At 70.5% G+C, this 25,235-nt stretch carries 28 protein-coding genes; 20 read left to right on the forward strand and 8 right to left on the reverse strand.

All coding sequences use genetic code 11. From position 1 onward, the window contains the following. Window positions 1–166: 166 nt before the first annotated feature. The 12 genes from BH708_RS06395 (at window position 167) to BH708_RS06450 (ending at window position 8,285) form a co-directional block, all read left to right on the forward strand. Window positions 167–376, forward strand: coding sequence for a hypothetical protein (locus BH708_RS06395; RefSeq protein ID WP_076807493.1), 210 nt, complete (start codon window positions 167–169; stop codon window positions 374–376). Continuing rightward, a complete protein-coding gene (locus BH708_RS06400) occupies window positions 373–2,586 on the forward strand; it encodes a bifunctional DNA primase/polymerase (protein WP_256386311.1) in 2,214 nt (737 codons plus the stop codon). The genes BH708_RS06395 and BH708_RS06400 overlap by 4 nt, the downstream gene beginning before the upstream one ends. Window positions 2,587–2,720: 134 nt before the next feature. Beyond that, window positions 2,721–2,996, forward strand: a complete 276-nt coding sequence (locus BH708_RS06405) for a hypothetical protein (RefSeq protein ID WP_076807496.1) — start codon at window positions 2,721–2,723, stop codon at window positions 2,994–2,996. Beyond that, on the forward strand, window positions 2,993–3,349 hold the full coding sequence (locus BH708_RS06410; RefSeq protein ID WP_076807498.1) for a WhiB family transcriptional regulator: 357 nt from the start codon (window positions 2,993–2,995) through the stop codon (window positions 3,347–3,349). Before BH708_RS06405 ends, BH708_RS06410 begins: the two co-directional genes overlap by 4 nt. Before the next feature lie 14 nt (window positions 3,350–3,363). Beyond that, window positions 3,364–3,639 carry a hypothetical protein gene (locus tag BH708_RS06415; protein ID WP_076807500.1) on the forward strand — a complete coding sequence of 92 codons (276 nt, stop codon included), beginning with the start codon at window positions 3,364–3,366 and terminating at the stop codon, window positions 3,637–3,639. Continuing rightward, on the forward strand, window positions 3,636–3,845 hold the full coding sequence (locus tag BH708_RS06420) for a hypothetical protein (RefSeq protein WP_076807503.1): 210 nt from the start codon (window positions 3,636–3,638) through the stop codon (window positions 3,843–3,845). The genes BH708_RS06415 and BH708_RS06420 overlap by 4 nt, the downstream gene beginning before the upstream one ends. Next, window positions 3,842–4,168 (forward strand): hypothetical protein, encoded by a 327-nt coding sequence (locus BH708_RS06425; RefSeq protein ID WP_076807505.1) that lies wholly within the window; start codon window positions 3,842–3,844, stop codon window positions 4,166–4,168. Before BH708_RS06420 ends, BH708_RS06425 begins: the two co-directional genes overlap by 4 nt. Further along, complete coding sequence (locus BH708_RS06430; RefSeq protein ID WP_076807507.1) at window positions 4,161–4,619, forward strand: hypothetical protein; 459 nt, start codon at window positions 4,161–4,163, stop codon at window positions 4,617–4,619. Before BH708_RS06425 ends, BH708_RS06430 begins: the two co-directional genes overlap by 8 nt. Window positions 4,620–4,782: 163 nt before the next feature. Next, window positions 4,783–5,610: a phage major capsid protein gene (locus BH708_RS06435; RefSeq protein ID WP_076807509.1), complete on the forward strand. Its 828-nt coding sequence runs from the start codon at window positions 4,783–4,785 to the stop codon at window positions 5,608–5,610. Between the two features lie 348 nt (window positions 5,611–5,958). After that, complete coding sequence (locus BH708_RS06440; protein ID WP_076807511.1) at window positions 5,959–6,207, forward strand: hypothetical protein; 249 nt, start codon at window positions 5,959–5,961, stop codon at window positions 6,205–6,207. Continuing rightward, window positions 6,204–6,836 (forward strand): hypothetical protein, encoded by a 633-nt coding sequence (locus BH708_RS06445; RefSeq protein WP_076807513.1) that lies wholly within the window; start codon window positions 6,204–6,206, stop codon window positions 6,834–6,836. Before BH708_RS06440 ends, BH708_RS06445 begins: the two co-directional genes overlap by 4 nt. Before the next feature lie 54 nt (window positions 6,837–6,890). Next, window positions 6,891–8,285 (forward strand): ATP-binding protein, encoded by a 1,395-nt coding sequence (locus BH708_RS06450; RefSeq protein ID WP_076807515.1) that lies wholly within the window; start codon window positions 6,891–6,893, stop codon window positions 8,283–8,285. 13 nt (window positions 8,286–8,298) lie between these two features. Here BH708_RS06450 and BH708_RS06455 read toward each other — a convergent pair whose 3' ends face one another. The 3 genes from BH708_RS06455 to BH708_RS06465 are packed head-to-tail and all read right to left on the reverse strand — an operon-like array spanning window position 8,299 to window position 11,272. Beyond that, window positions 8,299–9,180: a type II secretion system F family protein gene (locus tag BH708_RS06455; RefSeq protein WP_076807517.1), complete on the reverse strand. Its 882-nt coding sequence runs from the start codon at window positions 9,178–9,180 to the stop codon at window positions 8,299–8,301. Continuing rightward, a complete protein-coding gene (locus BH708_RS06460) occupies window positions 9,177–10,049 on the reverse strand; it encodes a type II secretion system F family protein (protein WP_076807519.1) in 873 nt (290 codons plus the stop codon). The genes BH708_RS06455 and BH708_RS06460 overlap by 4 nt, the downstream gene beginning before the upstream one ends. Beyond that, the gene (locus BH708_RS06465) at window positions 10,046–11,272 is read right to left on the reverse strand and encodes a CpaF family protein (RefSeq protein ID WP_076807521.1); all 1,227 of its coding nucleotides are present in this window, start codon (window positions 11,270–11,272) and stop codon (window positions 10,046–10,048) included. Before BH708_RS06465 ends, BH708_RS06460 begins: the two co-directional genes overlap by 4 nt. 202 nt (window positions 11,273–11,474) lie before the next feature. On the opposite strand from BH708_RS06465, the gene BH708_RS06470 reads away from it, so the two are divergent. From BH708_RS06470 to BH708_RS06495, 6 genes are all read left to right on the forward strand, one after another. Then, entirely contained in the window at window positions 11,475–12,689 is a 1,215-nt protein-coding gene (locus BH708_RS06470) for a YihY/virulence factor BrkB family protein (RefSeq protein WP_076807523.1), read from the forward strand. A gap of 1 nt (window position 12,690) precedes the next feature. Next, window positions 12,691–13,437 carry an SOS response-associated peptidase gene (locus tag BH708_RS06475; RefSeq protein WP_076810891.1) on the forward strand — a complete coding sequence of 249 codons (747 nt, stop codon included), beginning with the start codon at window positions 12,691–12,693 and terminating at the stop codon, window positions 13,435–13,437. A 187-nt stretch (window positions 13,438–13,624) separates the two neighbouring features. Further along, window positions 13,625–15,001: a sensor histidine kinase gene (locus tag BH708_RS06480; protein WP_083713332.1), complete on the forward strand. Its 1,377-nt coding sequence runs from the start codon at window positions 13,625–13,627 to the stop codon at window positions 14,999–15,001. Then, on the forward strand, window positions 14,998–15,687 hold the full coding sequence (locus BH708_RS06485; RefSeq protein WP_076807525.1) for a response regulator transcription factor: 690 nt from the start codon (window positions 14,998–15,000) through the stop codon (window positions 15,685–15,687). The genes BH708_RS06480 and BH708_RS06485 overlap by 4 nt, the downstream gene beginning before the upstream one ends. Window positions 15,688–15,947: 260 nt before the next feature. Continuing rightward, entirely contained in the window at window positions 15,948–16,685 is a 738-nt protein-coding gene (locus tag BH708_RS06490) for an ABC transporter ATP-binding protein (protein WP_076807527.1), read from the forward strand. Further along, window positions 16,685–19,201: an ABC transporter permease gene (locus BH708_RS06495; protein WP_076807529.1), complete on the forward strand. Its 2,517-nt coding sequence runs from the start codon at window positions 16,685–16,687 to the stop codon at window positions 19,199–19,201. The genes BH708_RS06490 and BH708_RS06495 overlap by 1 nt, the downstream gene beginning before the upstream one ends. 213 nt (window positions 19,202–19,414) lie before the next feature. Here the strand turns inward: BH708_RS06495 and BH708_RS06500 are convergent, their stop codons facing one another. Beyond that, entirely contained in the window at window positions 19,415–19,858 is a 444-nt protein-coding gene (locus tag BH708_RS06500) for a hypothetical protein (RefSeq protein ID WP_076807531.1), read from the reverse strand. 373 nt (window positions 19,859–20,231) lie between these two features. Here BH708_RS06500 and BH708_RS06505 point away from each other — a divergent pair, with 373 nt between their 5' ends. Continuing rightward, window positions 20,232–20,480, forward strand: coding sequence for a WhiB family transcriptional regulator (locus BH708_RS06505; RefSeq protein ID WP_010549779.1), 249 nt, complete (start codon window positions 20,232–20,234; stop codon window positions 20,478–20,480). Window positions 20,481–20,586: 106 nt separating this feature from the next. Here the strand turns inward: BH708_RS06505 and BH708_RS06510 are convergent, their stop codons facing one another. Continuing rightward, window positions 20,587–22,077, reverse strand: a complete 1,491-nt coding sequence (locus tag BH708_RS06510; RefSeq protein WP_076807533.1) for a sensor histidine kinase — start codon at window positions 22,075–22,077, stop codon at window positions 20,587–20,589. 98 nt (window positions 22,078–22,175) lie between these two features. Here BH708_RS06510 and BH708_RS06515 point away from each other — a divergent pair, with 98 nt between their 5' ends. After that, window positions 22,176–22,682: a DUF2505 domain-containing protein gene (locus BH708_RS06515; RefSeq protein WP_076807535.1), complete on the forward strand. Its 507-nt coding sequence runs from the start codon at window positions 22,176–22,178 to the stop codon at window positions 22,680–22,682. Between the two features lie 64 nt (window positions 22,683–22,746). Here the strand turns inward: BH708_RS06515 and BH708_RS06520 are convergent, their stop codons facing one another. From BH708_RS06520 to BH708_RS06530, 3 genes are all read right to left on the reverse strand, one after another. Next, window positions 22,747–23,193, reverse strand: coding sequence for a hypothetical protein (locus BH708_RS06520; RefSeq protein WP_076810893.1), 447 nt, complete (start codon window positions 23,191–23,193; stop codon window positions 22,747–22,749). A gap of 79 nt (window positions 23,194–23,272) precedes the next feature. Beyond that, window positions 23,273–24,499: a pilus assembly protein CpaE gene (locus BH708_RS06525; RefSeq protein WP_076807537.1), complete on the reverse strand. Its 1,227-nt coding sequence runs from the start codon at window positions 24,497–24,499 to the stop codon at window positions 23,273–23,275. After that, the gene (locus tag BH708_RS06530; RefSeq protein WP_157235788.1) at window positions 24,496–25,137 is read right to left on the reverse strand and encodes an SAF domain-containing protein; all 642 of its coding nucleotides are present in this window, start codon (window positions 25,135–25,137) and stop codon (window positions 24,496–24,498) included. The genes BH708_RS06525 and BH708_RS06530 overlap by 4 nt, the downstream gene beginning before the upstream one ends. Window positions 25,138–25,235: the final 98 nt, after the last annotated feature.

The raw sequence follows: 25,235 nt of genomic DNA on the forward strand, positions 1-25,235 counted from the left end.
GAAAGTCGCGATCAGGGGCGCCCCGCAAGGGGGAGACAGCCCCGGCGGCACAGGGCTTAGGCAGACGACTCGGTGCGGTCCCTCACGGCGACACCGCGTAAGGCGAGAAGCAGACCGATAGCCAGCTCAGCGGCTGGCACTTGCCCGGACACCACGGAGAACCTCCATGTCCGGCAAGACGTCCGACCCCGTCCATCTCGCCCGTTCGGCCGTCGCTAACGCCGTCCGCACTCGTCAGGACCCCACACCGGCCCGTCAGCAGCTCAAAGAAGCCAAGCTCACCCGCTGGATTGACGAAGCCCTCGCGACGGCGCCACCGCTCACCGACGAGCAGCGACACCGCCTCGCCGCGATGCTCACCGGCGGTGCCCGGTGAACGCCCTCCAAGACGACGGAGCGCCCGCCCCGGCGCGAACCGAGACGGGCGCTAGCGCGAACCGAACCGGCCGTGAAAGGACAACCGATACCGGGAAGTCTACCGCCCGAGAATCCTTGCTCGTAAATGCGAGGAAGCTCGCCGGAATGGGCCTCTATCTATTTCCGGTGAAGGCTCTAGAGAAGTCCCCGGCGATCACGGGCTGGCAGGCGGCGTCCACGCGCGACCTCGACACGATCAAGGGCTGGGTGCGTCGGGGGTTCAACCTCGGCATCGACACCGAGAAGTCCGGCGTCATAGGCATCGACGAGGACGCCGCCGGGGCGCTCGACGACTGGGCCGCCCTGTGCCCGGTCGACCTTCCGCCGACCTTCGTCACGCGCTCTGGGTCCGGCGGCCGTCACGCCCTGTTCCGGCCACCTGGCAGGGCACTCTTCCGCTCCTCCAACCTCCGGTTCCGGAGCGCGGGCATGCGCATCGACGTGAAGGCGCGCGGTGGCTTCCTCGTGGCGCCTGGGTCCGTCATGCCCAAGGGCGCCTACGGCATCGCCGAGGACGCCGCGATTGCCGAGCTGCCCGCCCAGGTCGCCGAGGCCTGGCTCCGGCCAGTTGAGGCCGTCGCACCGGCGCCTGTAGACGGACTCGGCCCGAAGCCGACTTTCATCGCCTCCGAGGAGCCTCAAGAAGGGCCCTTCCCTGCATCCGCGGTCGAGTACCTGCGCGCGGCTGCCGAGGGAGAGTTCCAGGGGCTCCGAGCGGCCTGGGAGTGGTCCGAAGGCGAGCATCCAAACGGCTACGGCTGGCGGCAGCTCACCCTCAACGTCGCCAACCGCCTCGTGCTGGTGGCGAACGCCGCGCCGGATGCCTTCCCGCTGGCCGTCCTCCGCGAGCGCTTTCTCGCCGAGGCGCCTACGGACCCGGGCTGGACCCCGGCCGACAACGAGGCGCGCTGGGCAGATGCCGTTGAGGATATCGGCGGCTGGGCCAAGCCGATCCCCGCATCTGCGCTCGACCCGGCGGCGGTGTTCTCAGCCGTTGACGGTGAACAGGCGCCGAGGGGCTCCGAGACTCCGGCGGGCATCTTCGAGCTGGAGGTCGCCCGTGAGGTTCAGCGCCTCCAGGTCCGCGAGGAGGCCCGGCGCCGCTTCGAGGCGGCCCACGCTCCCCAACCGACCGAGTGGGACGCAGGAACGCTGACCGACCACTTGCTGAAGCCTCCCCCGCCCGCCGCGCGGGTGGAGGGGCTGATCCCGTGGGAGGCCTCGACCACCATCGTTGCCCAGCGCAAGACCGGCAAGACGACCTTCGAGCTCAACCTGGCGCGGTCGCTCATCACCGGCGAGCCCTTCCTCGGCGCCTTCGACGTGCGACCGGTCGACGGCAGGGTCGCCTTCCTCAACTTCGAGGTGTCCGGCGCCCAGATCACCGGCTGGGCCGCAGACCTGGGGATCGACCCCGAGCGGTTCTTCCTGGTCAACCTCCGCGGCGTCGCGAACCCGTTCGCCACGCCTTCGGAACTCGACCGGCTGGGCGCGCTGCTCCGCCGCCACGAGGTCGAGTCGATCATCGTGGACCCGTTCGGGCGCGCCTTCACCGGCGAGAGCCAGAACGACGCCGGACAGGTGCAGTCGTGGCTGCTGGAGCTCGACCGCTTCGCGCGGGCCGAGGCCGGTGCACGGGACGTCGTGCTGTCTGTCCACGCGGGCTGGGACGGCGAGCGGACCCGCGGTTCGTCGGCCGTGGAGGACTGGGGCGACTCGCTCATCTACCTGACCAAGGACCCCGAAGCCAAGGACGATCCCGCGAGGTTCTTGCGCGCCGATGGCCGCGACATCGACGTGGCCGAGGACCAGCTCCACTTTGACCGCACCACGCGCCTGCTCACCCTCACGGGGCGTGGAAGCCGACGAGCAAGCCGAGCAGCCCGGAAGATCAACAGCCTCATGCCCGCCGTGGTTGAGGTCATCGAGGCCGAGCCGGGCATCAAGACCGGCGAGATCGAGAGCCGCCTTCGCACCGCCGGGTGCGCCTTCCAGAAGGGCGACGGGCCCCAGGCTGCGAAGGCGGCCGAGGCGGCGAACTTGGTGCGTTCCGAGCCCGGCAAGGGCACGACCGTCAGGTGGTTCCCCCGCCCCGGTTCGGTGCACTTCCCGCCGGACGGGGAGGACGAGACCCCCGGGGAGGGTCCCCGCGGAGGTGCCCCGAAATGAAACCGCAGATCAAGCGTGACACCCCGAGGGTCCCCGCTCCCTCCCCGCTCCCCTTTGGGGACCCTCCCCGACCCCTCTATGAGGGTCGGGGTGGGTCCGGGGGCCTCAACACCATCAACCGAAAGGACCTTCCAGTGACCGACGACCAGCCCACGCCCGGGCCCTTCACCGAGGTGATCCTCCGGCGGAACACCCTGCTGCCGGACGGCTCGACCCACGGCTCCGAAGGCGCCTTCTCGATCGCGTCCGACCCGGTCTCCGGCGACCTGCTCCACGCCCTGTCTGCGATGGTCGACCGCCTCGACAAGGCCACCGCCCGGGGCATCGCTGAGGCCCACGGCACGGAGGCGGGCATGGCCTACCTCGACCGCGTCGCCGAGGCCACTGCCCGCTGGACGGAGGACCGATGAGCCTGCACGTCGAATCGACCCAGTGGCCGGCCATGTTCAAGCGCCAACAGCGCGCCGTCCCGAAGTTCCCGGCACCGGCGCGGTCCGCCTGGGAACGGCTCCGGGCCGGGCTGGCCGCTGCACCGAGCTGGGCAGTGCCTTGCCGCGACGACGGACATGGCGACGACTGGCTGACCGACCACGACCCGGCGGCCATTGCGCGGGCCGTTGAAGCCTGCGGCGCCTGCCCCCTACTTGCCGCCTGCCGTGACTTCGCCGAGGCCTCCCGCGCCCCGGCCGGTGTCTGGGGCGGGCATGCCTATACCTCCGCCACAACCCGAGACCAGCCCACGGCGACCGCCGCCGGGGCCTGACCGAAAGGAACACGATGAACATCGACAAGAAGCTCGCCGAGCAGGCATCTGCGCGGCTGGCCGCCGAGGACCGCGCTGTGCGCGTCGAGGCCGAGAATGCCGAGCTGCGCGAGCAGATCGCCGAGCGAGACGAGCAGCTCGCCCGGGAGCGCCGTGAGGCTGAACGCGTCAAGCAGGAGCGGGACGACCTTCGCGACGAGCTGGACGGCATCGAGCTGCCCCCGGGCGTCGCCTCCGGTCGCCGCCGCGCCCGCCGGGCGATCGTCACTGAGAGCGGGGCGGGCCGATGACCGGCGAGCCCCGCCCGGTCCAGCCGCTCCGTGTGCAGCGGGCGGGCGGGGCCGGGCGGGGCGGCGCCGTCATCAAGCAGGGCAACCGCTCGGTGTTCATCCCTGCGCACATGCTTCCGCAGATCGCCGCCGCCCTGACCCGAGTCCACGACCAGAACGCCGTCGCGGCCCAGTCCGTGCGCTACAGCACCAGGAGCACCCCATGACCACTGCCTTGCCCAACTGCCCCGCCTGCGGCCGCGAGTGGCTGCGAGGGCTCACCTGGCGCCACACGACCGCCTGCCCGCACTACGAGCCCGACTCCGCAACCGCGGCGGCCGACCACGACCGGTACCGGGGCACCCGCCCCATGACCACCACCGAAAGGACCCTGACCGATGGCTACTTCATCGACCCGCCCGCAGGCTCGCACCTCGCCGTCCGCTTCCACCACGCCGGAGGCATCCACCACCGAGAGGTGGTGGAGCGCCTCGACGGCCGCGGCAACGTCACCCGCCCCGCACGACGAGCAGGAGCAGCCGATGAGTGACGCTCAGCGTGCAGAGAACGCCCCTCCCGCGCACGAGGAGCCCGACGAGGCCCAGGAGGCCGTCGCCGGCACGAACGACGCGGAGAACGCCGGTTCTGAGGATGAGGGCCTGGTGGCCAAGCTCCGGAAGGAGGCCGCCGGGCACCGCTCCCGTCTGCGTGAGGCCGAGACCCGCGCCGAGGCCGCCGAGTCCCAGCGCGACGCCCTGGCCGCCTTCGCCCTTGCCGAGGCCCTCCGCGGGACACGCCTCACGCCCGAGCTGTTCGCCGCAGACGGCCACGAGCTGGCCTCGTTCATCGGCGAGGACGGGCTGGACGCCGAGCGGCTCCGCGCCACCGCCCGGGACACGGCCAAGAAGTACGGGCTGCGCGGGGGTGTCAGCCCGCACACCGGGACCGGCGGCGAGCGGCCGGCCTCCCGCACCTGGGGCGACGCCCTGAAGCAGGGCTGACCAGGTAGTATTCGGGGTGCGGTGGCCGTCCCGGCGGCGGCGCCGCACCCCAACTTCATATCGCGATGCGTCTCCTGGCGGGACCGCCCTCACTGAGTCCTGGCGGCTCCGAGGTCTGCGAACACTCACCACGTTCACAACCGCCTTCAGGAGGCGCATTTTCATGACCATGCTGACCACTGCCGAGTCCAACCGCGGCATCCTGCCCGCCGAGTACGGCGCGCTCATCACCGACCCCGTGGCCGAGGCTGCGCTGGCGTTCCAGCCGTCCATCGCCCAGCGGGTGACCACCTCAGGCAAGACCTTCCGCGTGCCCGTCCTGGTCGAGGACGCCGCCGCCGCATGGACCGCTGAGGGCGAGGAGATCGCCCCCTCGGACCCCACCCTGGACGAGATCGAGGTGACCCCCGCCAAGGTGGCCGGGCTGACGACCATCTCCCGGGAGCTCGCCGAGGACTCCTCCCCCTCCGCCGCCGACCAGGTGGGGAAGTCTCTCGCACGGGCCCTCACCCTCCAGGTCGACAAGGGCTTCATGGGGAACCTCGCCGCCCCCGCCGCCAAGGGCCTGGGGTCCATCACCCCGACCGTGGTGTCCGGTGCGCTGGACTCGCTGGACTCCATCCACGAGGCCAAGGCCGCGGCGGCTGCCGAGGGCGGCGCGCCTTCCGTGCTGCTGGTGAACCCGGCGGACCTCCTGGCCCTGGCTGTGCTGAAGGACCAGGCCGACTCCAACCGCGCGCTGCTGGCCGACACCTCGGTGGTCGCCGGGCTGCCCGTGGTCTCCAGCCGCCACGTCGCCGCCGGTTCGCTGTGGATGCTCGACGCGACGCAGATCGTCACTGTGCTGCGTGAAGACGTGACGCTTGCTGTCTCGCACGACAGCCACTTCACCTCGGACCGAGTGGCCCTCCGGGCTACCCTCCGGGTCGGCTTCGCCTTCCCCAAGCCCGCTGCGCTGGTCCGCATCGACCTCGCCACCGCAGGCGCCTGACCCACGTGCGAGCGGAGCCGGGCGACCGTGCCCCGGCGGTGGACTCCACCACCAGCTTCCGGCTCCGCTCGCCCGTGTCCCGTAGAGTAAACGCAATGCCCGGGTGACCTGGGGTGATGGGGTACCTCCCCAGCCCCCGCCCCCGGGCAAGCTCCCGGTACGGTTCGCATAGGGCCTGACCGGCTGCACGATTCAGAAACGCATTTGACCTGGCACGATACAAAGACGTATCGAACCCCTCTGGACACCCCCAGAGGCACCGCAGGTCGCCGCATCAATACGTTACTAGCGCTACTCAACCTGCAGGTCAGGCTATCTTTTCGTAGTTCCTGAGAGTAGACTGGGAGTATGCTGAACACGAAGAGCTCCCTCATCGACCAGGCCCAGGCCGTCCTCCGCGTCGAGGGCGACCCCGACTTCCTCGCCCAGATCGACCGCGCCGTCGCCGCGGGCGCCCGCTGGATCGTGGACCCGCACTACCGCGACGTCGTCGGCCTGATCCGCCCCGGCACCGACCGCGATGCCCTGGTCGTCGTGTACGTCGCCGAGCACGACTTCGAGGCCGACACCTTCGCCCTGGCGGAGGTGGCCCGATGAGCCGCTTCACCGCCTGCCCAGTGGACGGCACCCCCGTCGACACCCTGACCGAGCGCCAGGGCCGCCCCGCCAAGTACTGCTCCGCCGCCTGCCGCCAGCGCGCCTTCCGCGCCCGCCGCCGCGAGGAGCGCGCGGCCGTCGCCGCCGCCGAGTCGATCACCCGTGAGGCCGCCGCCATCCCCGCCGAGCTCCGCGCCCGCGCCCGCTGGGTGCGTTGGACCATCACGCGCGACGGCCGGAAGCTCCCCCTCCAGGCCCGGACCAACCGCGCCGCCTCGTCCACCGACGCACGCACCTGGACCGACTACGACACCGCCGCCGCCTCGACCGTCGGCCGGGGGCTGGGCTACGTGCTCGGCGACGGCATCGGCTGCATCGACCTGGACGACTGCTTCGATGCAGAAGGGGCCCTGTCACCGCTTGCCGAGCGGGTACTGCAGGCGAACCCCGGTGCGTGGGTCGAACGCAGCCAGAGCGGCCGCGGACTGCACGTGTGGGGCCTCATGGACGAAGCTCCCGGCCGTCGCACCAAGGAGATCGAGGTCTACTCAGTCGGTCGGTACATCGCTCTCGGCGAGACCTTCCGCCCCGGCGGGCTGGCGCCCCTGGTTGTGCCAACTCTGACCTGATGAGCACCCCTGACGTTCAGCGCACTTTTCAAAACAAGCCGGTATCCTCAGCACATGAACGTGCGCCTCCCCTCCCGGTACGAGAGCCTGGACCCCGACTTCCGCGCCAGCCTCCGCCCTAACCGCCCGCTAATCGAAATGGTCAAAAAGGCCAGTACTGGGATGCAGATCAGCGGAGGGATCCGGTTCCTTCCAATCTACGGACGCAGTGGTGCGGGCAAAAGCTCGGCCTCAAGGGAGCTCGCAACCCACCTTCCAGAATCCAAGGTCATCGAGCTCTCGCGTCAAGCGATCACCTCCGAATCGGCGCTGCTTCAAGAAATCCGTGAAGCCATGGGGCGCCGGAATCAGCCGAAGATTCTTATCGCAGTAGTTGACGAGTACGAAGAAAACGTCGCGGAGAGCTCATCGATTCCTTCTCAATTCATCGAGCGCCTGAGCCTATTAGACCGCCGCGGCCTCGCCGACACACCGGTCTTATTCCTTTGGCTGACGACAAGCGAGTCCTTCAGGGACGAACTCATCGCCGCAACAAGCAGGAATGAACGGATCCTTCTCGCCAAGGATTTCGAGCTCATCGGCCCAGAGAAGAAGGACTGGGCAGAAATCGTGGAAGAGACGTTCGAGTTTCACAACCAGTCACAGCCGCTCGCCGACTTCGAGGTGCTTCGCGAGGACATCGAAGCGGTGGTTGATGAGGCCCCTACGCTGGGGCGAACCATCGAACTCGTTGGCGAGCTACTCGCTCAGCACGCATCTAAACTCCAGGATCTGTCGGAATACCAGGTCGTGATGCTCTGGCCCGTCGCCGACGCAGCCCGAATCACTCGAGTTGCAGGCTTCACCAAAGCTCGCGACGGATACAAGCTTGACTGGAACTCCTTCTACCGAGAGCTGAACGATCTGGACAAGCGGACGTACCCGCTTGCAGAACTCAATCGCGCGCGCCTCTACTTCGATGTGCGTCTAGTTCCGATTGCCGCCGCAGACCTGCAGCAACTCTGTCAAGATTTCGACAACCCAGGCTTCATCCCGAGTCAGACCTATCTAAATCGCTTCAAGGGCACTCACTTCTACTCGATCGTCACAGAGCAGTGGGACCCGTCATCCTATGCCCCCTTGCGGGAACGCGAATCGAAGCGTGCAAGAGATGCTCGCGCTTGGTATGACGGCGGCGTAACCCGCCACCCCACTAAGATTGGAGCTCGAATCGCAAAGAGCCTAGCCATCCTTGGCGTGCCAGCTACCCCCGAGGCTGAGCTGAGGTCTCCGCACGCCAACCTTCGCGCTGACATCTCAATCAGTCGACCCGACAGCCAGCAATCAACTTGCATCGTTGAACTCAAGGCCTACAGCAGCCAGAACACGCTCCCTTCGTCAATCAAGGACCAAATCCGGACGACGCTCAAGCGCCACGCGCAGTTCGGTGGATTCCTAGCGCGCCAGTAGAGAAGTAGTACCCCTATCGCGGGAGAACCGGCATGAGCATGTAGATCTCGCGGCGACCGGCGGTCTCCATGAGGTCGCGTTTGGAGGACTCGCGGGCGTCCTGGGCCTGGGCCCGCAGCACGTCAGCCAGGGGCGTGCCCCGTTCGATGGCAACGGAGACGCCTTCGCCGAACCGCCCCAGGGACTGCAGCGGGGTACGGGCTCCCAGGGAGGCCAGGGCTTGGGAGACGCTGGTGCCGGAACGGATATCGGCGACGGTGGCGGCGAACTCGTCCGGCAGCGCGCCCGATGAGGTGCGGGCCACCCGTTCCATCGCGGCGATCGGGCTCTCCCCCGCCGCGACCGCCAGGGCGAGCAGATCGGCGACGGTGGGGAACTCGCGGGCCATGCGCGAGGCGCGACGCGAGATCTCCATCCCCAGCAGGTAGTCCCGCAGGAGCACCCCGGAGAGCACGCCGAGGACGGCGATGAACAGGCCCAGCAGCGGACTCGCTCCTCGGGTGCTGATGGAGAGCAGGGCGATGACGACGCCGCCGACCAGGCCGATCACCCCGAAGATCACCTGCTCGATGCGGAATGAGTCGGTGGAGGAGCGCCGGCCGGCCAGCCTGAGCCGTCGCTCGAGCTGGTCGGCACCGCCGGTGAGGCGCTCGAGGAGGCCCAGGGCGCGCTGGGCGACCGGCCCCAGCAGGTTCTCGGTGACCACCCGGGCGCGACTCGTCGCGGCGGGAGCGCTGAAGAGGGAGGCGGACCGCGACCGCCGCAGGTACGGGTCGATACGGGCTCCCAGATCCCGGCTCCGCAACCACGGGAGCAGTCCGGCCAGGAGGGCGAGCCCGATGCCGAGCAGGAGCCCGAGGAGGGCTCCGATCACGACGGCTCCGGAGTCGATCATCGCAGCACCCGCTCGTCCCGCGGGAGGCGGGCGATCAGCAGCATGACGCGGTAGGCGATCAGCGAGACCACGGCACCGATGACGATCATCGCCATTCCGAGCGAGGAATCGTAGGCCTGGGCCGCCTGGGGCCTGGTCGACATCAGCGCCAGCACCAGCCAGGGCGCGGCGAGGGCGAGCCGCGCCGCGTTGACGGTCCAGGACTGCCGCGCCTCGAGCTCCGCACGGGTCCGGGCGTCCTCCCGCAGGAAGGAGGCGAGGGTGCGCAGCAGTCCCCCGAGATCGGTGCCGCCGACGTCGCGGGTGATCCGCAGCGCCTCGACGATCCGGTCGCCCACCGGATCCGCCAGACGCACCTTCAGCCGATCCAGGCACGCGGCGAAATCACCGCTGGCCTGGTAATCCAGGGAGAACTCATGGAAGGCGGGCCGCAGCTCCTCCGGGCCTTTGCGACTGAGTTGGACCAGCGCCTCCGGTAATGAGAGCCCGGCCCGGATGGCGGAGTTGATGTGGTCGACGGCTTCCGGCCAGACCTCGCGCAGCGCGGTCGCCCGGCGGCGGGCCGCCGAGCGCAGGAAGACGACCGGCAGCACAGTCGAGATCGCTCCGATCGTCAGGGACGGCACGACCGCGCTGGAGGTCGCCCACAGCGCGGCGGCGACGACGAGGCCGAGCCCCACGCTGAGCGCCGGCACCGCGGCCGGTGGAACCGACGTGAGTCCCACCGTCACCAGGTCGTCGCGCAGCCGGTCCATGGCGCGACTGATCCGTCCGCGACGAGTCTCCGGGCCGTCCTGCTCCCACAGCGACCACCAGATCGAGAGCAGGCCGAGTCCCACGACCAGACCGAGGAACGCACCGTCGCTCATGCCGCCTCCGCCACGCCCAGCAGTGCGGTCAGGTCGTGCCCGGAGCGGACGAAGCGTTCCGGGTGCGGAGGATGACCGTCCCCGCGCATCAGGCGCTCGCCGTGCAGCGAGAACAGATCCGCGATCTCGACGACCTCGTCCTCCACCCTCCCGCTGAGCCCGACGATCTCGCGCACCCGACGTCGGCCGTCGGCCAGCATGTCGAGGTGGACGACGAGGTCGATGGCGCTGGCGACCGTGGGGACGACGAAGCGGCTGGAGACGTTCTCCCCGGCGAGCAGGGGCAGGGTGCACAGTTTGACGACTGCGTCGCGGGCCGAGTTGGCGTGGATCGAGGCGAGCCCCGGCAGGCCGCTGTTCAGGGCGATCAGCATGTCCAGCGACTCTGCCTCGCGGACCTCGCCGACGATGATGCGACTGGGGCGCATTCGCAGCGCTTCCTTCACCAGGCGGCGCATGGAGATCTCGCCGGTGCCCTCGAGGTTCGCCTGCCTGGTCTGCATGGCGACCACGTCGCGCAGGCCCAGCCCCAGCTCGAACACCTCCTCGATGGTCACGACCCGTTCCCGAGATCCGATGGACTGGGCGAGACAGCGCAGGAAGGTTGTCTTCCCCGCGCCGGTCGCCCCGCTGCACACGACGTTCAGGCCCGAGGCGATCGCGGCGTCGAGGAAGTCGGCGGCCTGCGGCGTCAGCGCGCCCAGGGACACCAGTCCTGGGAGGTCGAAGGCCTTGGCCACGAACTTGCGGATGTTGATCGCCCAATGCGTGCGGGTCACGCTGGGTATCACCACGTGCAACCGTGACCCGTCCGGCAGCAGGGCATCCACGAAGGGGGTGCTCATGTCCAGCCGGCGCCCCGAGCTCACCAGCATCCGCTCGACGATCCCGCGGACCTCGGTGTCCGACAGGACGATCGTGGTCAGCTCGCTGCGCCCGTTGCGCGCGCAGAAGACCTCGCTGGGTGAGTTCAGCCAGATCTCCTCGATCGTGGGGTCATCGAGCATCTCCTGCAGCGGTCCGAACCCGCCGATGCGGGCGGCGACCTCGGCCACCATCGTCTCGTCGTCGTGCAGCACCGGGACCTCGCCGGAGGATGAGCGCCGGTCGTAGTCGGTGACCACCTCTCGGATCAGCGGTTCGAGCTGATCGGCGTGCACGTCCAGGCCGCGTCGACGGATCAGCTCCCGCGATTCGGCCTCGATGACGGTGGCGGTGTCCATCCGGTCCCCTCCCGACCCCGACCGACCGGTCCTTCCCGGTCCTGAGCTGTGGCGTGAAACACGCACGCCGGTCACTGTAAGACGGATCGGCACCCGAGACAGGCGAATGTCAGGAATTGTGGACAACCCTCCCCGACTTCTCCCATGGCAGGATGTCGACACATCCCGTCCCCGAGATCGTCCTCACCCAGGAGTCCTCCTCATGGCTGATTCCCCCGAGTCCTCCCCCGATTCCGGGTCTCCCCGCCTGAGCGGGCGCACCCTGGCGTACATGGCCAAGCGCGTGCTGGCGGAGTTCATGCGGGACGGCGGAACCGATCAGGCCGCCAAGCTGACCTACTACCTGGTGCTCTCGATCGCACCGACGATGCTGGCCCTGTTCTCGCTGGCCACGCTGCTGCTGTCCGACATGAAGGATGAGATCGCCGGCCTGATCAAGGACGCCATCTCCTCCGGCGCAGGCGGCAGCGGGATGGAGGTCGGCGGAGCGGTCGACTCCACCCTGGACTCCCTCATGGGATCGGCGACCGGCGGCACCATCGCGCTGATCATCGGTATCGCCACGGCCCTGTGGTCGGCGTCGGCGTACATCAAGGCCTACGGCCGGGTCGCCAACCAGATCTACGAGGTGCCCGAAGGACGAGGATTCGTCCGTCTGACCCTGTCGATGCTCGGCCTGACCGTGGCGCTGATCCTCGGCATCCTGCTGGTCCTGGTCTCGGTGCTGCTCAGCCAGTCGATCGTGGACAGCCTGCTGGGCCCGATCGCCTCGACCATCGGGGCCGAGGGCCTGCTCGCCTTCCTCACCGACTCGTTCCTGCCGATCTGGGCCTGGGCGAAGTGGCCGGTGATCCTGCTGATCGCCTTCGCGCTGATCTCGATCCTGTACTGGGGCGCGCCGAACGTCGACAAGCCCTTCCGGCTCATCTCCCCCGGCGGCGTCTTTGCGATCCTCGGCATCGCCGTCGCCGCGGTGGCGCTGTCGATCTACATGAGCACCGTCGCCGGCTACTCCAGCTACGGTGCCATCGGCGGCATCATGGCGGTGCTGTTCGCGCTGTGGATCATCAACATCGTGATCATTCTCGGCGCGGAGGTCGACGCCGAGTTCGAGCGCGCCAAGGAGCTCGAGGCCGGCAAGCCGGCCGAGGACGATCTCGACCTGCCGATGCGCGGGTACAAGGGCGCCGAGAAGGCCGAGGCCAAGCACGAGGGCATCGTCGATGCGGGCCGCGACATCCGGCTGCGGAACCTCCACCGCGACGCGGAGGCCTACACCGGCGAGGACGCCCGCCTCACCCCGCGCCGGGGCGTGCCCGCCGTCGGTTCCGAGGGGGCCGTGCCCGATGCGGAGGACCGCGACGAGCCCGATGCCGAGAGCACGTCCGGTCCCCGCGCCGCGCGGACCGGGGACTGACGTGTGCGGCCGCTTCGCGTTCTTCCAGGAGGTCGAGCCGCTGATGGACGACCTCGGCGCGGTCGACCTCAGCGACCCCCGCCTGCGCAGCCGCTGGAACATCCCGCCGACCGCACCGATCCACGTGGTCACCGAATCGATCGACAAGGAGACCGGTGAGGTGCTGCGGGCCCTGCGCATCGCCCGCTGGGGCCTGCTGCCTCCTTTCGCGAAGGACGAATCCTTCTCCTCGCGCACCTTCAACGCCCGCCGCGAGACCCTCGCCGAGCGCAACAGTTTCCGCGGGAGCCTCGGCCGGTACCGGGCGATCGTTCCCATGGACGGTTACTACGAGTGGGTGCGCGCCCCTGCGGGCAAGCGCAAGCAGCCCTTCTTCATCGCTCCGGCCGACGGGTCCCCGCTGTACATGGCGGCCCTGGTCTCCTGGTGGAGGGGCCCGGGCGGCCATGAGGGACCTGCCGCCAGCGAGGACGGTCGCTTCCTGCTCAGCGCCACGATCATCACCCGCGCGGCGACCGGGGAGCTCGCCGAGATCCACGACCGAACCCCGGTGATGCTGCGCCGCGACCAGCTCGATGCATGGCTGGACCCCGGGATGGAGGATCGCCACGCCGCCCAGGAGTGGATCCTGGACGATGCGCATCTGCTCCCGGATGCGACCCTCGCCCTGCGCGAGGTGGATCCGGCCGTGGGCACCGTCGGCAACGACGGGCCGGAGCTCCTCGAAGGCCCACAGACCCTGCTCTGACCCCCGGCCTCCCCGCCGCGGGAGCATCCGGATCCGCCCATTCCGGGAGCATGCGGTCTGACGCGTCGGATGCAGACCCCCATTCCGACGCGCCGGACCGTATCGATCCCCCGGCGCCGCCGGTCGGCCCCGGCATCCGACCGCGGTCTGACGAAACGGACCGCCGACTGCCCGTACCCTCGAGATCATGACGGACGGATCCCCTCGGAGCACGGTCGCGCCGCACGGGCGCTCCCGGCGCCACGACCCGTTCCGCTGGATCATCGAGAACCCGGGCACCGTCGATCTGATCGGCTTCGGAGCCGGCGCGCTCCTGGTCCTCGTCTTCTCCGTCGGCACCGGGAGCTTCGGCTGGTGGACCCTGTTCACCGTGCCGATGATCGCCGCGGGAGCGCTCTGTCGGGTGCGCCCCCTGCTCGGCGTCATCGTCATCGGGACCCTCGCCGTCTCCCACATGCTGGCGACCTTGCCCGTCGTCGCCGGCGATGTGATGACGTTCTACGCCATGTTCTGCGCCGTCGCGTACGGCGGGCGCGCCGTGGGCTGGATCGGTGTGGGAGCAGGGTTCCTCGGCGTCCTCGCCCAGGCCGGGTTCTGGAGTCTGCTGGCATACTTCACGCCCTACGGCGGGGTGCTGCAGTCCGCGGCGACCTTCGCCGGGCTGCTGCTGGTCGGCTCCATCACGGTCGTGGCGATCTGGGCGCTGGCCAACCTCCAGCGAGCCCGAGTGCGCCAACTCGCCCTGATCCGCGACCGCGCCGAGCAGGCCGTCCGGGAGCGCGAGCAGCGCACGGCCCTCGCGGTCGCCGACGAACGGGCCCGCATCGCCCGCGAGATGCACGACGTCGTCGCCCATTCCCTCTCCGTGATCATCGCCCAGGCCGACGGCGGCCGGTTCGTCGCCTCCCAGCAGCCCGAGAAGGCGGTCGACGTGCTCGGCACCATCGGGGAGACCGGGCGGGCGGCGCTCGCGGACATGCGCTCCCTGCTGGGCGTCCTGCGCCACGAGGACGAGACCAGTTTCGGGCCCCAGCCCGGCCCGGCGATGCTCGAGGACCTGGCCGACCGGGTGCGCGCCGCCGGGCTCGAGGTGGATCTCGACCTCGACGGCGATCTCGAGGACCTCTCCCAGGCGCTCGGCATGTCCGTGTTCCGCCTGGTCCAGGAATCGCTGACCAACGTCCTCAAGCACGCCGGGGCCGGCGCCTCCGCGGCGGTCCGCATCCATCGCACCGCCGCGAACCTGGAGATCGAGATCCTCGACGACGGCCAGGGCACCGACCCCGCGTCCGACGGTCAGGGCCACGGCCTGACCGGGATGCACGAGAGGATGTCCGTGTTCGGCGGCACCCTGCAGGCCGGGCCCCTCCCCGGCCGCGGATACCGGGTGCGGGCCGTGGTCCCGCTGGACGGCACCCTGCGCGGCGGCGAGACCGTCGGCAGCAGGACCGTCCCCGCGCGCCTCGACGGCCCCCCGGGTCACCCCGCCGACCCCGCCGGCCCCGTCACCAGATCCGCCGCCCCCGACCCCGACCCGTCCCACCCCGGAGGAGATCCCCGATGACCGATCCGCTCGACCGTCCCCTGCGCATCGCCCTGGTCGACGACCAGCCGCTCGTGCGCGCCGGCTTCGCGATGGTGATCGACTCGCAGCAGGACATGGAGGTCGTCGTGCAGGCGGTCGACGGCGCCGCCGCCGTGCAGGACCTGCGCGCCCGCACCGTCGACGTCGTGCTCATGGACGTGCGCATGCCGCGGATGGACGGCATCGAGGCCACGCAGCGAATCCTCGAGCAGGCCCCTGAGGGCCGTGCCCCGAAGATCGTGGTGCTGACCACCTTCGACATCGACGAGTACGTGGTCTCGGCGATCCGTGCCGGGGCCAGCGGGTTCCTGCTCAAGGACGCCCAGCCCGAGGACCTGCTCGGCGCGATCCGCACCGTCCATCGCGGGGACGCCGTGATCGCCCCGTCGGCCACGCGTCGCCTGCTCGCCCGCGTGGTCGCGACCCCCGAACCGCAGGAACAGGACACCTCGGCCCTGGACGCTCTCACCGAGCGGGAGCGGGAGGTGCTCACGCTGATGGGCCGCGGCTACTCGAACCAGGAGATCGGGGCCCGGCTCTTCGTCGCCGAGGCGACCGTGAAGACGCATGTGGGGCGTGTGCTGGCCAAGCTCGGGGCGCGCGACCGGGTCCAGGCCGTGATCATCGCCTTCGAGACCGGGCTGGTCGCCCCGGGCGCCGACTGAGCCGACTGAGCCGACTGAGGCGTCGGAGCCGGCGGTGCCGTCGAGTCCGCAGACGCGCCCGTCCCGGCGTCCCTACTTGCCCCACCTGCCCCACCTGTCCGCCGGTCCAGACGACACCGCCGTCGTCATCCCCTGGTATGACCCCTCCCCATCCCCCGGTCGGGCCGTTTCCGGCAGGTCGCGACCCGAGGCTGACGCCTCGCCGTCGTCGGGCACGGGAACATCGTTCATGACAGCACACCCCATGACGAAGGATCCCGATGACAGCCCAGCCCGTCCCCGCCCCGCCCGCCAGCGCGGAGGGCACCGCACCCGCCATCGTCGCCCGCGGCGTGACCCGCACCTACGGCACCGGTGCGGGGGCCGTGACCGCCCTGGACGCGGTGGACATCGACATCGCTCGTGGAGCGTTCACTGCGATCATGGGCCCCTCCGGCTCCGGAAAGTCCACCCTTCTGCACACCCTGGCCGGCCTGGATGCCGTCGACGGCGGCTCGATCCGCATCGACGGCACGGAGATCACCGATCTCTCCGACGACGCCCTGACACGCCTGCGCCGGGAGCGGGTCGGCTTCGTGTTCCAGTCCTTCAACCTGCTGCCGATGCTCAGCGCCGAGCAGAACATCCTGCTGCCGCTCGAACTCGCCGGCAAGCGCGTGGACCGCGCCTGGCTGGAGACCATCACCGCCGCCTTCGGCCTGACCGACCGCCTCGACCACCTGCCCTCGCAGCTCTCCGGTGGACAGATCCAGCGCGTCGCGATCGCGCGCGCGCTGGTCACCTCGCCCGCTGTCGTCTTCGCCGACGAGCCCACCGGCAACCTCGACTCGCACACCACCGCGGAGGTGCTGGACTTCCTGCGCCTGTCCGTGGACGAGTTCGGCCAAACGGTCGTCATGGTCACCCACGAACGTGACGCCGCCGAGCGCGCGGACAGGATCGTCTCCCTGGCCGACGGCCGCCTGGCCGCCGACGAGGACCTGCGGGGCAGGCTCTGATGGCACGCCGCACCCCGCTGAAGCTCACCCCGCTGCGCCGCCACCTCGCGGCCGTCCTGACCATCGCGCTGTCCTGCGCGTTCGTTGCCATCATGGTGCTGGCCGGCAACCTCATGCAGGCCTCGCTGGCCTCCCAGGCCACCCAGCAGTACGAGGGGGCGGATCTGGAGATCTCCCGCCCCCTGACCGACCAGCAGTTCGCCGCCGAGCAGCCGCTGGCGGCTCCCGAGATCGACGGCGCCGAGCAGACCTGGCCGCTGCTGGCCAACTACCTGCAGCTGAGCTCCCAGGAGGACGGCGGCAGCGCCTTCCTCTCCGCGACCATGCTCCCGCCCTCGGCCACGGCCGAGCAGACCCTGGCCGAGGGCGAGCTGCCCTCGGAGGCCGACGAGGTCGTGCTCGACACCGCGGCCGCCGAAGCTCTCAAGGTGACCCTCGGCGACACCGTCACGCTGCCGGCCGACTTCTCTCCCACCAGCCAGGAGACGAGCTTCACGGTCACCGGACTCGCCCCCACCGCGGAGGGCTCCGTGTTCGGCGGCACGCCCCGGGTGCTGGTCTCGGACGCGAATGCCGCTGCCCTGCTGGGCCCCACGGAGGGCACGCTCACCGAGACCTGGTTGGCATCCGTCCCCGAGGACACGGACCCGGCGACGGTCGCCGAGTCCGCGAGCAGCGGCGATCTCTCGGTGCGCACCGTCGAGGAGGCCGAGCAGGAGGCGACCGAGAACGTCACCCAAGGCGCGGCCTCGCTGGGGCTGATGCTCGGAGTGTTCGTGGTGATCGCCCTGTTCACGAGCGCCGTCGTCATCGCCAACACCTTCGCGGTCACGATCGCTCAGCGCACCCGCTCCCTCGCCCTGCTGCGCACCCTCGGGGCCACCCGTGGCCAGGTGCGTCGCGTGGTGCTGCGCGAATCCTTGCTGGTCGGGGTGCTCGGAGCCGTCGCCGGCCTGGTCGGTGGGCACCTGCTGGTCCAAGCCGCTCTCGGCGCGGCCGACGCGCTGGGCTGGCTCGACGGGCTCCTGATCGTCCCGGTCGGCCTGTGGTCGGTGCTGCTGCCGGTGATCGCCGGCGTGGTCATCACCCGGGGGGCGAGCCTGGCCCCGATGCGCGCGGCAACCCGGGTGGCACCGCTCCAGGCGCTGCGGCCCGAGCCGCCCTCGCAGCGCCGCGGCCTCGGCGCCCGCGGCCTGATCGGCATCGTCGCGGTCGTGCTCGGCGTCCTCGCCCTGGTCGGTGGCACAGTGCTGGCCGTGCAGGGAACGCCCTCACTCGGGATCCTGCTGGCGATGGCCGGGGGCGTGATCAGCTTCACCGGCATGCTGCTGGTGCTGATCGTCCTCACCCGACCGCTGTCCTCCCTGATCGGCGCGATCATGGGGCACGTCGGCGGGCTTCCGGCGAAGGTGGCCAGCGCCAACGTCGCCCGGAATCCCCGGCGCAGCGCCGCCACCATCGCGGCCCTGCTCATCGGCACCACGTTGATGACGATGATGGCCGTCGGCGCGCGCACGGCGGAGACCACCCTCACCACTGAACTCGACTCCCGACGCCCGATCGACCTCATCGTCAGCGCCGAGGAAATGCCCGAGGACGGGGTCGAACAGGTCGCCGGGATCAAGGGCATCGACGGAGCTCAGCCCGCCGCCCGCACGGACATCGACGTCGGGGTCACCGAACCGATGACGCTGTACGGCGCGTCCCCCGAGGCGGTGCGCGAGACCTCCCACCGGCCCGGAATGGCGGACGAGCTGGAGGACGGCGTCGTGCTGCTCGGGTCCGATCGGGCCGAGCGATTCGGTGTCACCGACGGTCAGACCCTGCAGGTCGAGGGGGCCGACGGGACCCCGCAGCAGCTGCAGGTGCAGATCGACGCCAACCTGGCGATATCCCTGGTCACGCCAGCCACCCTCGAGCAGATCGCCGGAGGCGGGGCCACCCCCGTGGTCCTGGGCGACTTCGCCGACCCGGGCACCGCCGAGCGTGCCGACATCGACGTGATGTCCCTGGCCAACTCGATCACCGAGCAGACCGCCACGTCAGGCTGGTCCGCGGTCAGCACCGACGTCGGAGGCGCCGAACGCGAGATGTACGGGCAGATCCTCGACATCCTCCTGGGCATCGTCGTGGCCCTGCTCGCCGTCGCCGTGGTGGTCGCGCTGGTGGGAGTGGCCAACACCCTCAGCCTCGGCGTCGTCGAACGCACATCCGAGAACGCCCTGCTGCGGGCGCTGGGCACCACGCGGCGCCAGATGCGGGCCATGCTCGGCTGGGAAGGCGTCCTGCTCGCCGTGGTCGGAGCCGTGCTCGGTATCATCATCGGCAGCGCGTACGGGGTGTTCGGCATCAACGCTCTGCTGGGATCGACCTACCCGGTCACGATCACCATCCCCTGGGGGCAGGTCGGCCTGGTGCTGCTGCTCGCGATCCTCGCCGGGGGCGCGGCCTCGGTCCTGCCGGGACGGGCCGCAGCCCGCACGGCGCCGGCGGCAGCGCTGGCCGGGGGTGAGTGACGCGCAGCCGTCCTGAGGACACCGGGCCGGTCGGACGGTCCACCCCGAGGACGGGCCCTGCTCCGGAGCGGCGCTCCGGGGCAGGGCCCGTCCTCACAGCACGTCGATCAGACGCCACTCCGGACCGATCTCCTGCCGATCGTCCCTCACAGCACGTCGATCAGACTCCACTCCGGACCGATCTCCTGCCGATCGTCCCTCACAGCACGTCGATCAGTCGTCACCGCCCGGCAACGGGGTCGACCGCACCAGGTTCAGCAGCAGCACGAACAGCACGATCGCCAGGCCGAGGGCGAGACCGCCCTGCCAGTACAGGCCGCCGCGCAGGAGACTCGCGCCGACCAGCGCCTGGAACAGCTGCCAGGTGATGCCGTATCCGAGACCGAAGCGGCCGGCGACGAGGATCGACCGTGCAGCCAGCGCGGTACCGGCCGCGAAGATCAGCAGGAAGATCCCCAGCCCAGTGCCGAACCGGCCGTTCAATCCCCCGCCGGCGACCAGCACGAAGCAGCCGGTGGCGGCGGCCGCCAGCAACAGGGTCTCGACCCCGAGCAGCGCGGCGACGGTCGGGCGGATCCGCGGACCGGGAGCGCCGTCGGGACCGGAGCCAGCAACTCGCGAGGCGGTGGGTCCGGTGGAGTGGGCATCGGTGGGCATGAGGAGACTGTATCCGTCGTCGGCGTCCTCCGACGGATCGCCTCTCCCCTGGTCATCCCCACCCTCTCCCGCGTCGCGCGCCTGCTCCCAGCACTCTTCGCGGCCATTTTCAACGTCTTCGTGCCGGGCATCACGCCCCGGTCCCGGCTTGTGGGAAGTGCCACCCAGCTCGGCGACGCAGACCCTTGTCGAGGCCGCGACCTGCCCAGAGAATGGAGGTCGGCTCGCTCTGACGTCGAGATCCGCGACAGCTGTCGCCGCCGCCGGATCCGCATCGACGAGCCGAAGACCCGAGAACGCCCCACCCGGAGCGACCCTCGCCGCGCCACGCCCTACGGGGTGGGGCGTGGCGTCCTGGAAAGAGAGAGTGACGATGGACTGGCGCCACCGTGCCGAGTGCCTCAACCATGATCCCGAGCTGTTCTTCCCGATCGGGAACACCGGACCGGCGATCACGCAGATCCAGGAGGCGAAGGCGGTGTGCCAGAAGTGCGACGTCATGACGGCTTGCCTGAAGTTCGCCCTCGAGTCCGGTCAGGACTCGGGCGTCTGGGGAGGTCTTTCCGAGGATGAGCGTCGCTCCTTGAAGCGTCGCAACGCGCGCGCCCGCCGCGCCAGCTGACCCCTCGTCCTGCGGTCCGGGCCACCGATTCGCCGGACCTCCGCCCGGAGCGGGGTGCGTGCGCGTCGCCGACGTCATCGTGCTCTCCCCGCCCCGGGCGGTCCGCTCAGAGCGTGAGCGGATCCAGGTACACGTCGACCACCGCCCGGGTCCCCCCGTCGGGACAGTCCTGCCAGGTCAGGGCCCCCCCGAGCTGGCCCTGCACCAGCGTCAGCGCGATGTTCGTGCCCAGTCCGGTCGGCTTGGCCGCTCCCATCCCCTCGCCGTCATCCTCGATGTTGATGACCAGATGCGAGCCGGTCCGCTCGCTGCGCACGCTCAGGGTGCCACCGGTCTCCGAGAGCCCGTGCTCCACCGCGTTCGTGGCCAGTTCCGTGACCACCAAGGCCAGCGGAGTCGCCTCCTCCGCCCGGATCGACCCCACCCGACCGCTCTTCTCGGTGCGCACCTCCACCTGGGACTCGGTGAGCCGCGGCGCTCCCGCCCGGTGCACGGTCGCGCTGGCGGCGTCCACGGCCAGGCGCAGGCAGCGATCGATCACGTCGTCGAAGTGGACGGCCTCCTCCGAACCCTGCAGCAGGGACTCATGGACCAGGGCGATCGTCGAGACCCGGCGCATGGCCTCGCTCAGCGCGTCACGCGCCTCGTCGGACTTCATGCGTCGTGACTGCATGCGCAGCAGCGCCGCGACCGTCTGGAGATTGTTCTTGACCCGGTGGTGGACCTCGCGGATCGTCGCGTCCTTGGTGATCAGCTCCCGTTCCCGGCGGCGCAGCTCCGTGACGTCGCGCACCAAGATGATCGCACCCGTGCGCTGCTCCTTCTCGGTCAGGGGCACGGCGCGCAGGGAGAGCGTCCCACCGCGGGCCTGCATGTCGGAGCGCCAGGCGGCGCGCCCCATGAGCACCAGGGGCAAGGATTCGTCCACCGGGCTGCGCGTCTGCAGCACGTCGGTGGACAGCTCGGCCAGGGTGATGCCCTCCATGTCGCCCTCGACGCCGAAGCGGTGGAACGCGGACAGCGCATTCGGCGAGGTCCACTGGACCACCCCATTGCCATCGAGCTCGACGACGCCGTCCCCGACCCTCGGCGCGCCACGGCGGGGTGGGATAGGCGCTCCCTCGATCGGGAAGGCGCCCGCCTGGAGCATCCGCAGCACACGCACCCCGAGCTGATGCTGACGGATCTCGTTCGTCGAGCGGATCCCGTCGCTGACCGGGCTCTCGGCCGCCAGCACCCCCAGCGTGCTGCCGTTCTTGCGCACCGGCACCAGCAGACCGGTGGCTTCCCGGCCCTCACGTTCGATCGGGGTGGATCCGCCGACGGGCTCCGCCCCCTCGAGCAGCGCGGGGATCTCGGAGACCGCGTCGGCCTCGAGCAGGGTCCCGACCGGATCCTCGTAATAGACCGTGGAGCCGGTCGCGGGCCGGCAGTGGGCCACGGCCTGCGGCCCCTTCGCGCTCTGGATCCACAGCACCAGATCGGATCGGAGCAGATCGGAGACGAGGTTCCAGTCCCCCACGAGGTGCTGGAGCCAGTCGGCCTCCTTTCCGGTCAGGGCGCGGGCGTCGGCGAGGAACTTGGACAGGCTCGGCATGGGCCCAGGATAGTGCGAGCCCCCGGGGTGGACGCGACCGGGCCGCCGCCGCTCCTGCCGTAGGCTGAGACGGACCGATTCCCCCGGGAAGGACGAGGATGAAGCTCCGCGAGACGTTGACCCTGCCGCTGTCGGCGCGCACCGCCGCCACGATGTACGCCGATCAGGAGTACACCGCGATCCGTCGGGAGACCCTGAAGGCGACCAGCGCGTCCTCCCAGGTCGACGGCGACCCGGTCGGCGCCTTCACCGTGCGGACCGAGCTCACGATGCCGACGGACAAGGTCCCGGACATCGCCCGTCGTTTCGTGGGTTCGACCATCACCATCCGGGAGACCCAGACGTGGTCCGCCCCCGAGCCCGACGGCAGCCGCAGCGGCACCATGGAGCTCGAGGTGGCCGGGACCCCCGCCGGGTTGAAGGGATCCTTGCGTCTTGCCCCCACCGGCGAACTGACCTGCAGCGTCGACATCGATGGCGACCTGGTGGCCAAGGTTCCGCTGCTGGGCCCCCGGCTCGAGAAGGCCGCTGTCCCCTACGTCTCCACGGTGCTGCGCGCCGAGGAGAAGTCCGCCCGGACCTACGCGGATCGCGCCGACGACTGACCCGGGGGCGGGGTCACGGCCCGGCCTGTGATCGAGCCACCTGCGATCTCGCCGTTTCCGGTGATCAGGGCTGTTGCGCGCCGTCGAGGAAGGCCAGAGCGTCGCCGCCCTCAGAGGCGTCGAACCACAGCAATGCGGGATCGGTGTCGTCGGCATCGGCCGCTGCCGCGTCCAGCTCGGTCACATGGAAGCTGGCGATGCGCGCCTGGGTCCGTGCGGCGGTGATGACTCCGAAGGCGCCGCCGTCCTCCCCGGCGACCTCGAGGGTGGCATCCGAGGCGTCGGCGGCGACGACGAGGGCTCGCCGATCGGTCGGGCCGGCGAGGTAGGCGATGTGCACGGCGTCCTGCAGCGCCTCGTATTCCAGACCTTCTTCGTCCTGGTCGGGACGGTCGCGGAGCGCCTCGGCGTGCACGCCCCAGGCCGCCCTCCCCGCTGCCAGGTCCAGCTCCGGGGCGGCGGTCTCCAAGGCGACGCGGTCCTCGGTCGTCAGCGGCAGATAGATCCTCATGGTCGCCATCTTCTCACCCGCGCAGCTCACCAGGCCGCGCGGCTCACCCGGGCCGCGCGATTCACCCGGGCCGCGCGGATCACCCGGGCGCAGAGGCCTCCACCGGGCCCGAGGCGGGGTCCTCCTGGCCGAGCAGCGCCGAGGACCGGGCGAGCTCCCGCAGTCCTTTGCGCAGCGGCGAGCGCGGTGCCGACTCCGCCAGCAGCGCGCCGTCCCAGGCCGCGGTCCGGCAGGCGACGGGATCGTCGGGCAGCACGTACAGGGAGGACGACGGCAGACGGGAGCCGATCAGCTCGCGCACCGTGTCCGCAGGTACCGGGGAACCGACCCGGTTGACCACCACGTGCAGCTCACGCACACCGAGATCCTCGAGCCGGGAGTGCTCACGCACCAGGCGCGTGATGCTCACCGGATCCGCAGCGACCACGGCGAGGACGGCGTCGGCGTTCTCGAGCGCGCTGATCGTCGCCGCATTGCGCTGGGGCGCGGCCGTGTCATAGCTGAGTTCCTCGTCCTCCTCGAGCACGGCCCCGACGTCGGCGACGGTGAGCTCGCCGCGGCGCGAGAGCGCCTGCCAGACCCCGTCCATCGAGGTGCGCCGCACCTCCGCCCAGCGCGCTGGTACGCCGATCCCGCTGAGCAGGTGCAGACGCGGCTGGGCGAGCGGGAGCAGCGAGTCCAGGGTGTCCTCGTCGAGGGTGTCGCGATCGTGGGCCCGGCAGGCGGCGACGAGGCCCGGGGTCTCGTCGAGCACTCCGAGCATCTGGCTCTGCGAGGGACCGTAGGTGTCGGCGTCCACCAGGATCGTCTCCCGCCCGGCCAGCGCCGCTTCGGCGGCGAGGTTCATCGCGATCGTCGACCGGCGGGGGGCGCCGGTCGGGCCCCACACCGCGACCAGCCGTCCGGACCTCTCGGGCGCCGCACCGATGGGTTCCTGCACCCAGGCCGCGGCGTCCTCGTCGTCGGAGGCGACGGCGGCGGAGATCGCCGTGAGGATCTCCTCGATCGATGAGCCGGCGGGCAGGACGCGCCGCAGCCCCAGGGTGGTCTGCTCCGGGGCGTCCTCGGAGCGCAATCCCACCACTGCGGCCTCGCGCATCATCGTGGCGAGGGGCTCCCGGCCAAGCCCACGGACGGAGACGTCGATCAGGACGACGTCCCCGATTCCGGCTGCGGTCACCGCCAGGGTCTCGGCGAGATCAGCGCACCGACGCACCACTCGAGCTCTGCGACTGCGGTCCTGAGCGAGGTCGTGGACGATCCGCACCTCATCGCTGCCGGAGGCGCACAGGACGATGTCGATCATGGGGTGACCCCGTACGCTCCGGGCACGCCGATCACGTCGAGCCGCTCTTCCTGGGCGAGCACCTGCAGGACGGCGGCGAGATCGTCACGGGGCACCAGCACCTCGACGGACATGGAGCGCATCCCCAACGAGCTTCCTTCGTCGATGTGTCGGACGATGCCGTCGGAGACCAGCAGCTCGGCCTTCCCCGTGCCGCCGTCCTCCGGGGCGGAGCCCGTGTGCCAGAGCTCGACCTTCGCTCCCGGCGCCACGGACTCGGCGACGGTCGTGTCCACGGGGATCACGATCGGTCGCAGCGGGACGTCGGAGGCCTGGCCGACGGCGGACAGCGGCAGCAGCTCTCCGGCCTGGATCGCGCTGGTGGCGACGGCTCCTTCCGGGATCGCCTCGACCGTGCCGACGTAGAGGTCCTCCTGCTCGCCCAGACGCAGCTGGACCGTCGTCAGGTCCTCGGGATCGATCACGTCTCCGGGGACGATGGGGCTGCGCACGACCAGGACGGGGACCGTGGCCGCCAGGCGGGAGACCAGCAGGGCGCCCATGAGCACGCTGGCCACCACCAGGATGATGCCGACGATCAGCCGGGGATCCTTCCATCGCGGCCGACGCAGTCTCATCACCGGTGCAGTCCCCGCCACGACATCCTCCCGCCCTCGTGCCCGGCCCCCGTGGCCGAGTCCTCCCGGGAGGCTACGGGACGGTGGGTGCCCTGCGAGGGCAGTCGGCGCGATTGTGG

The organism is Brachybacterium sp. P6-10-X1 (assembly GCF_001969445.1).
In the GTDB taxonomy this organism is placed as follows: Bacteria; Actinomycetota; Actinomycetes; order Actinomycetales; family Dermabacteraceae; genus Brachybacterium.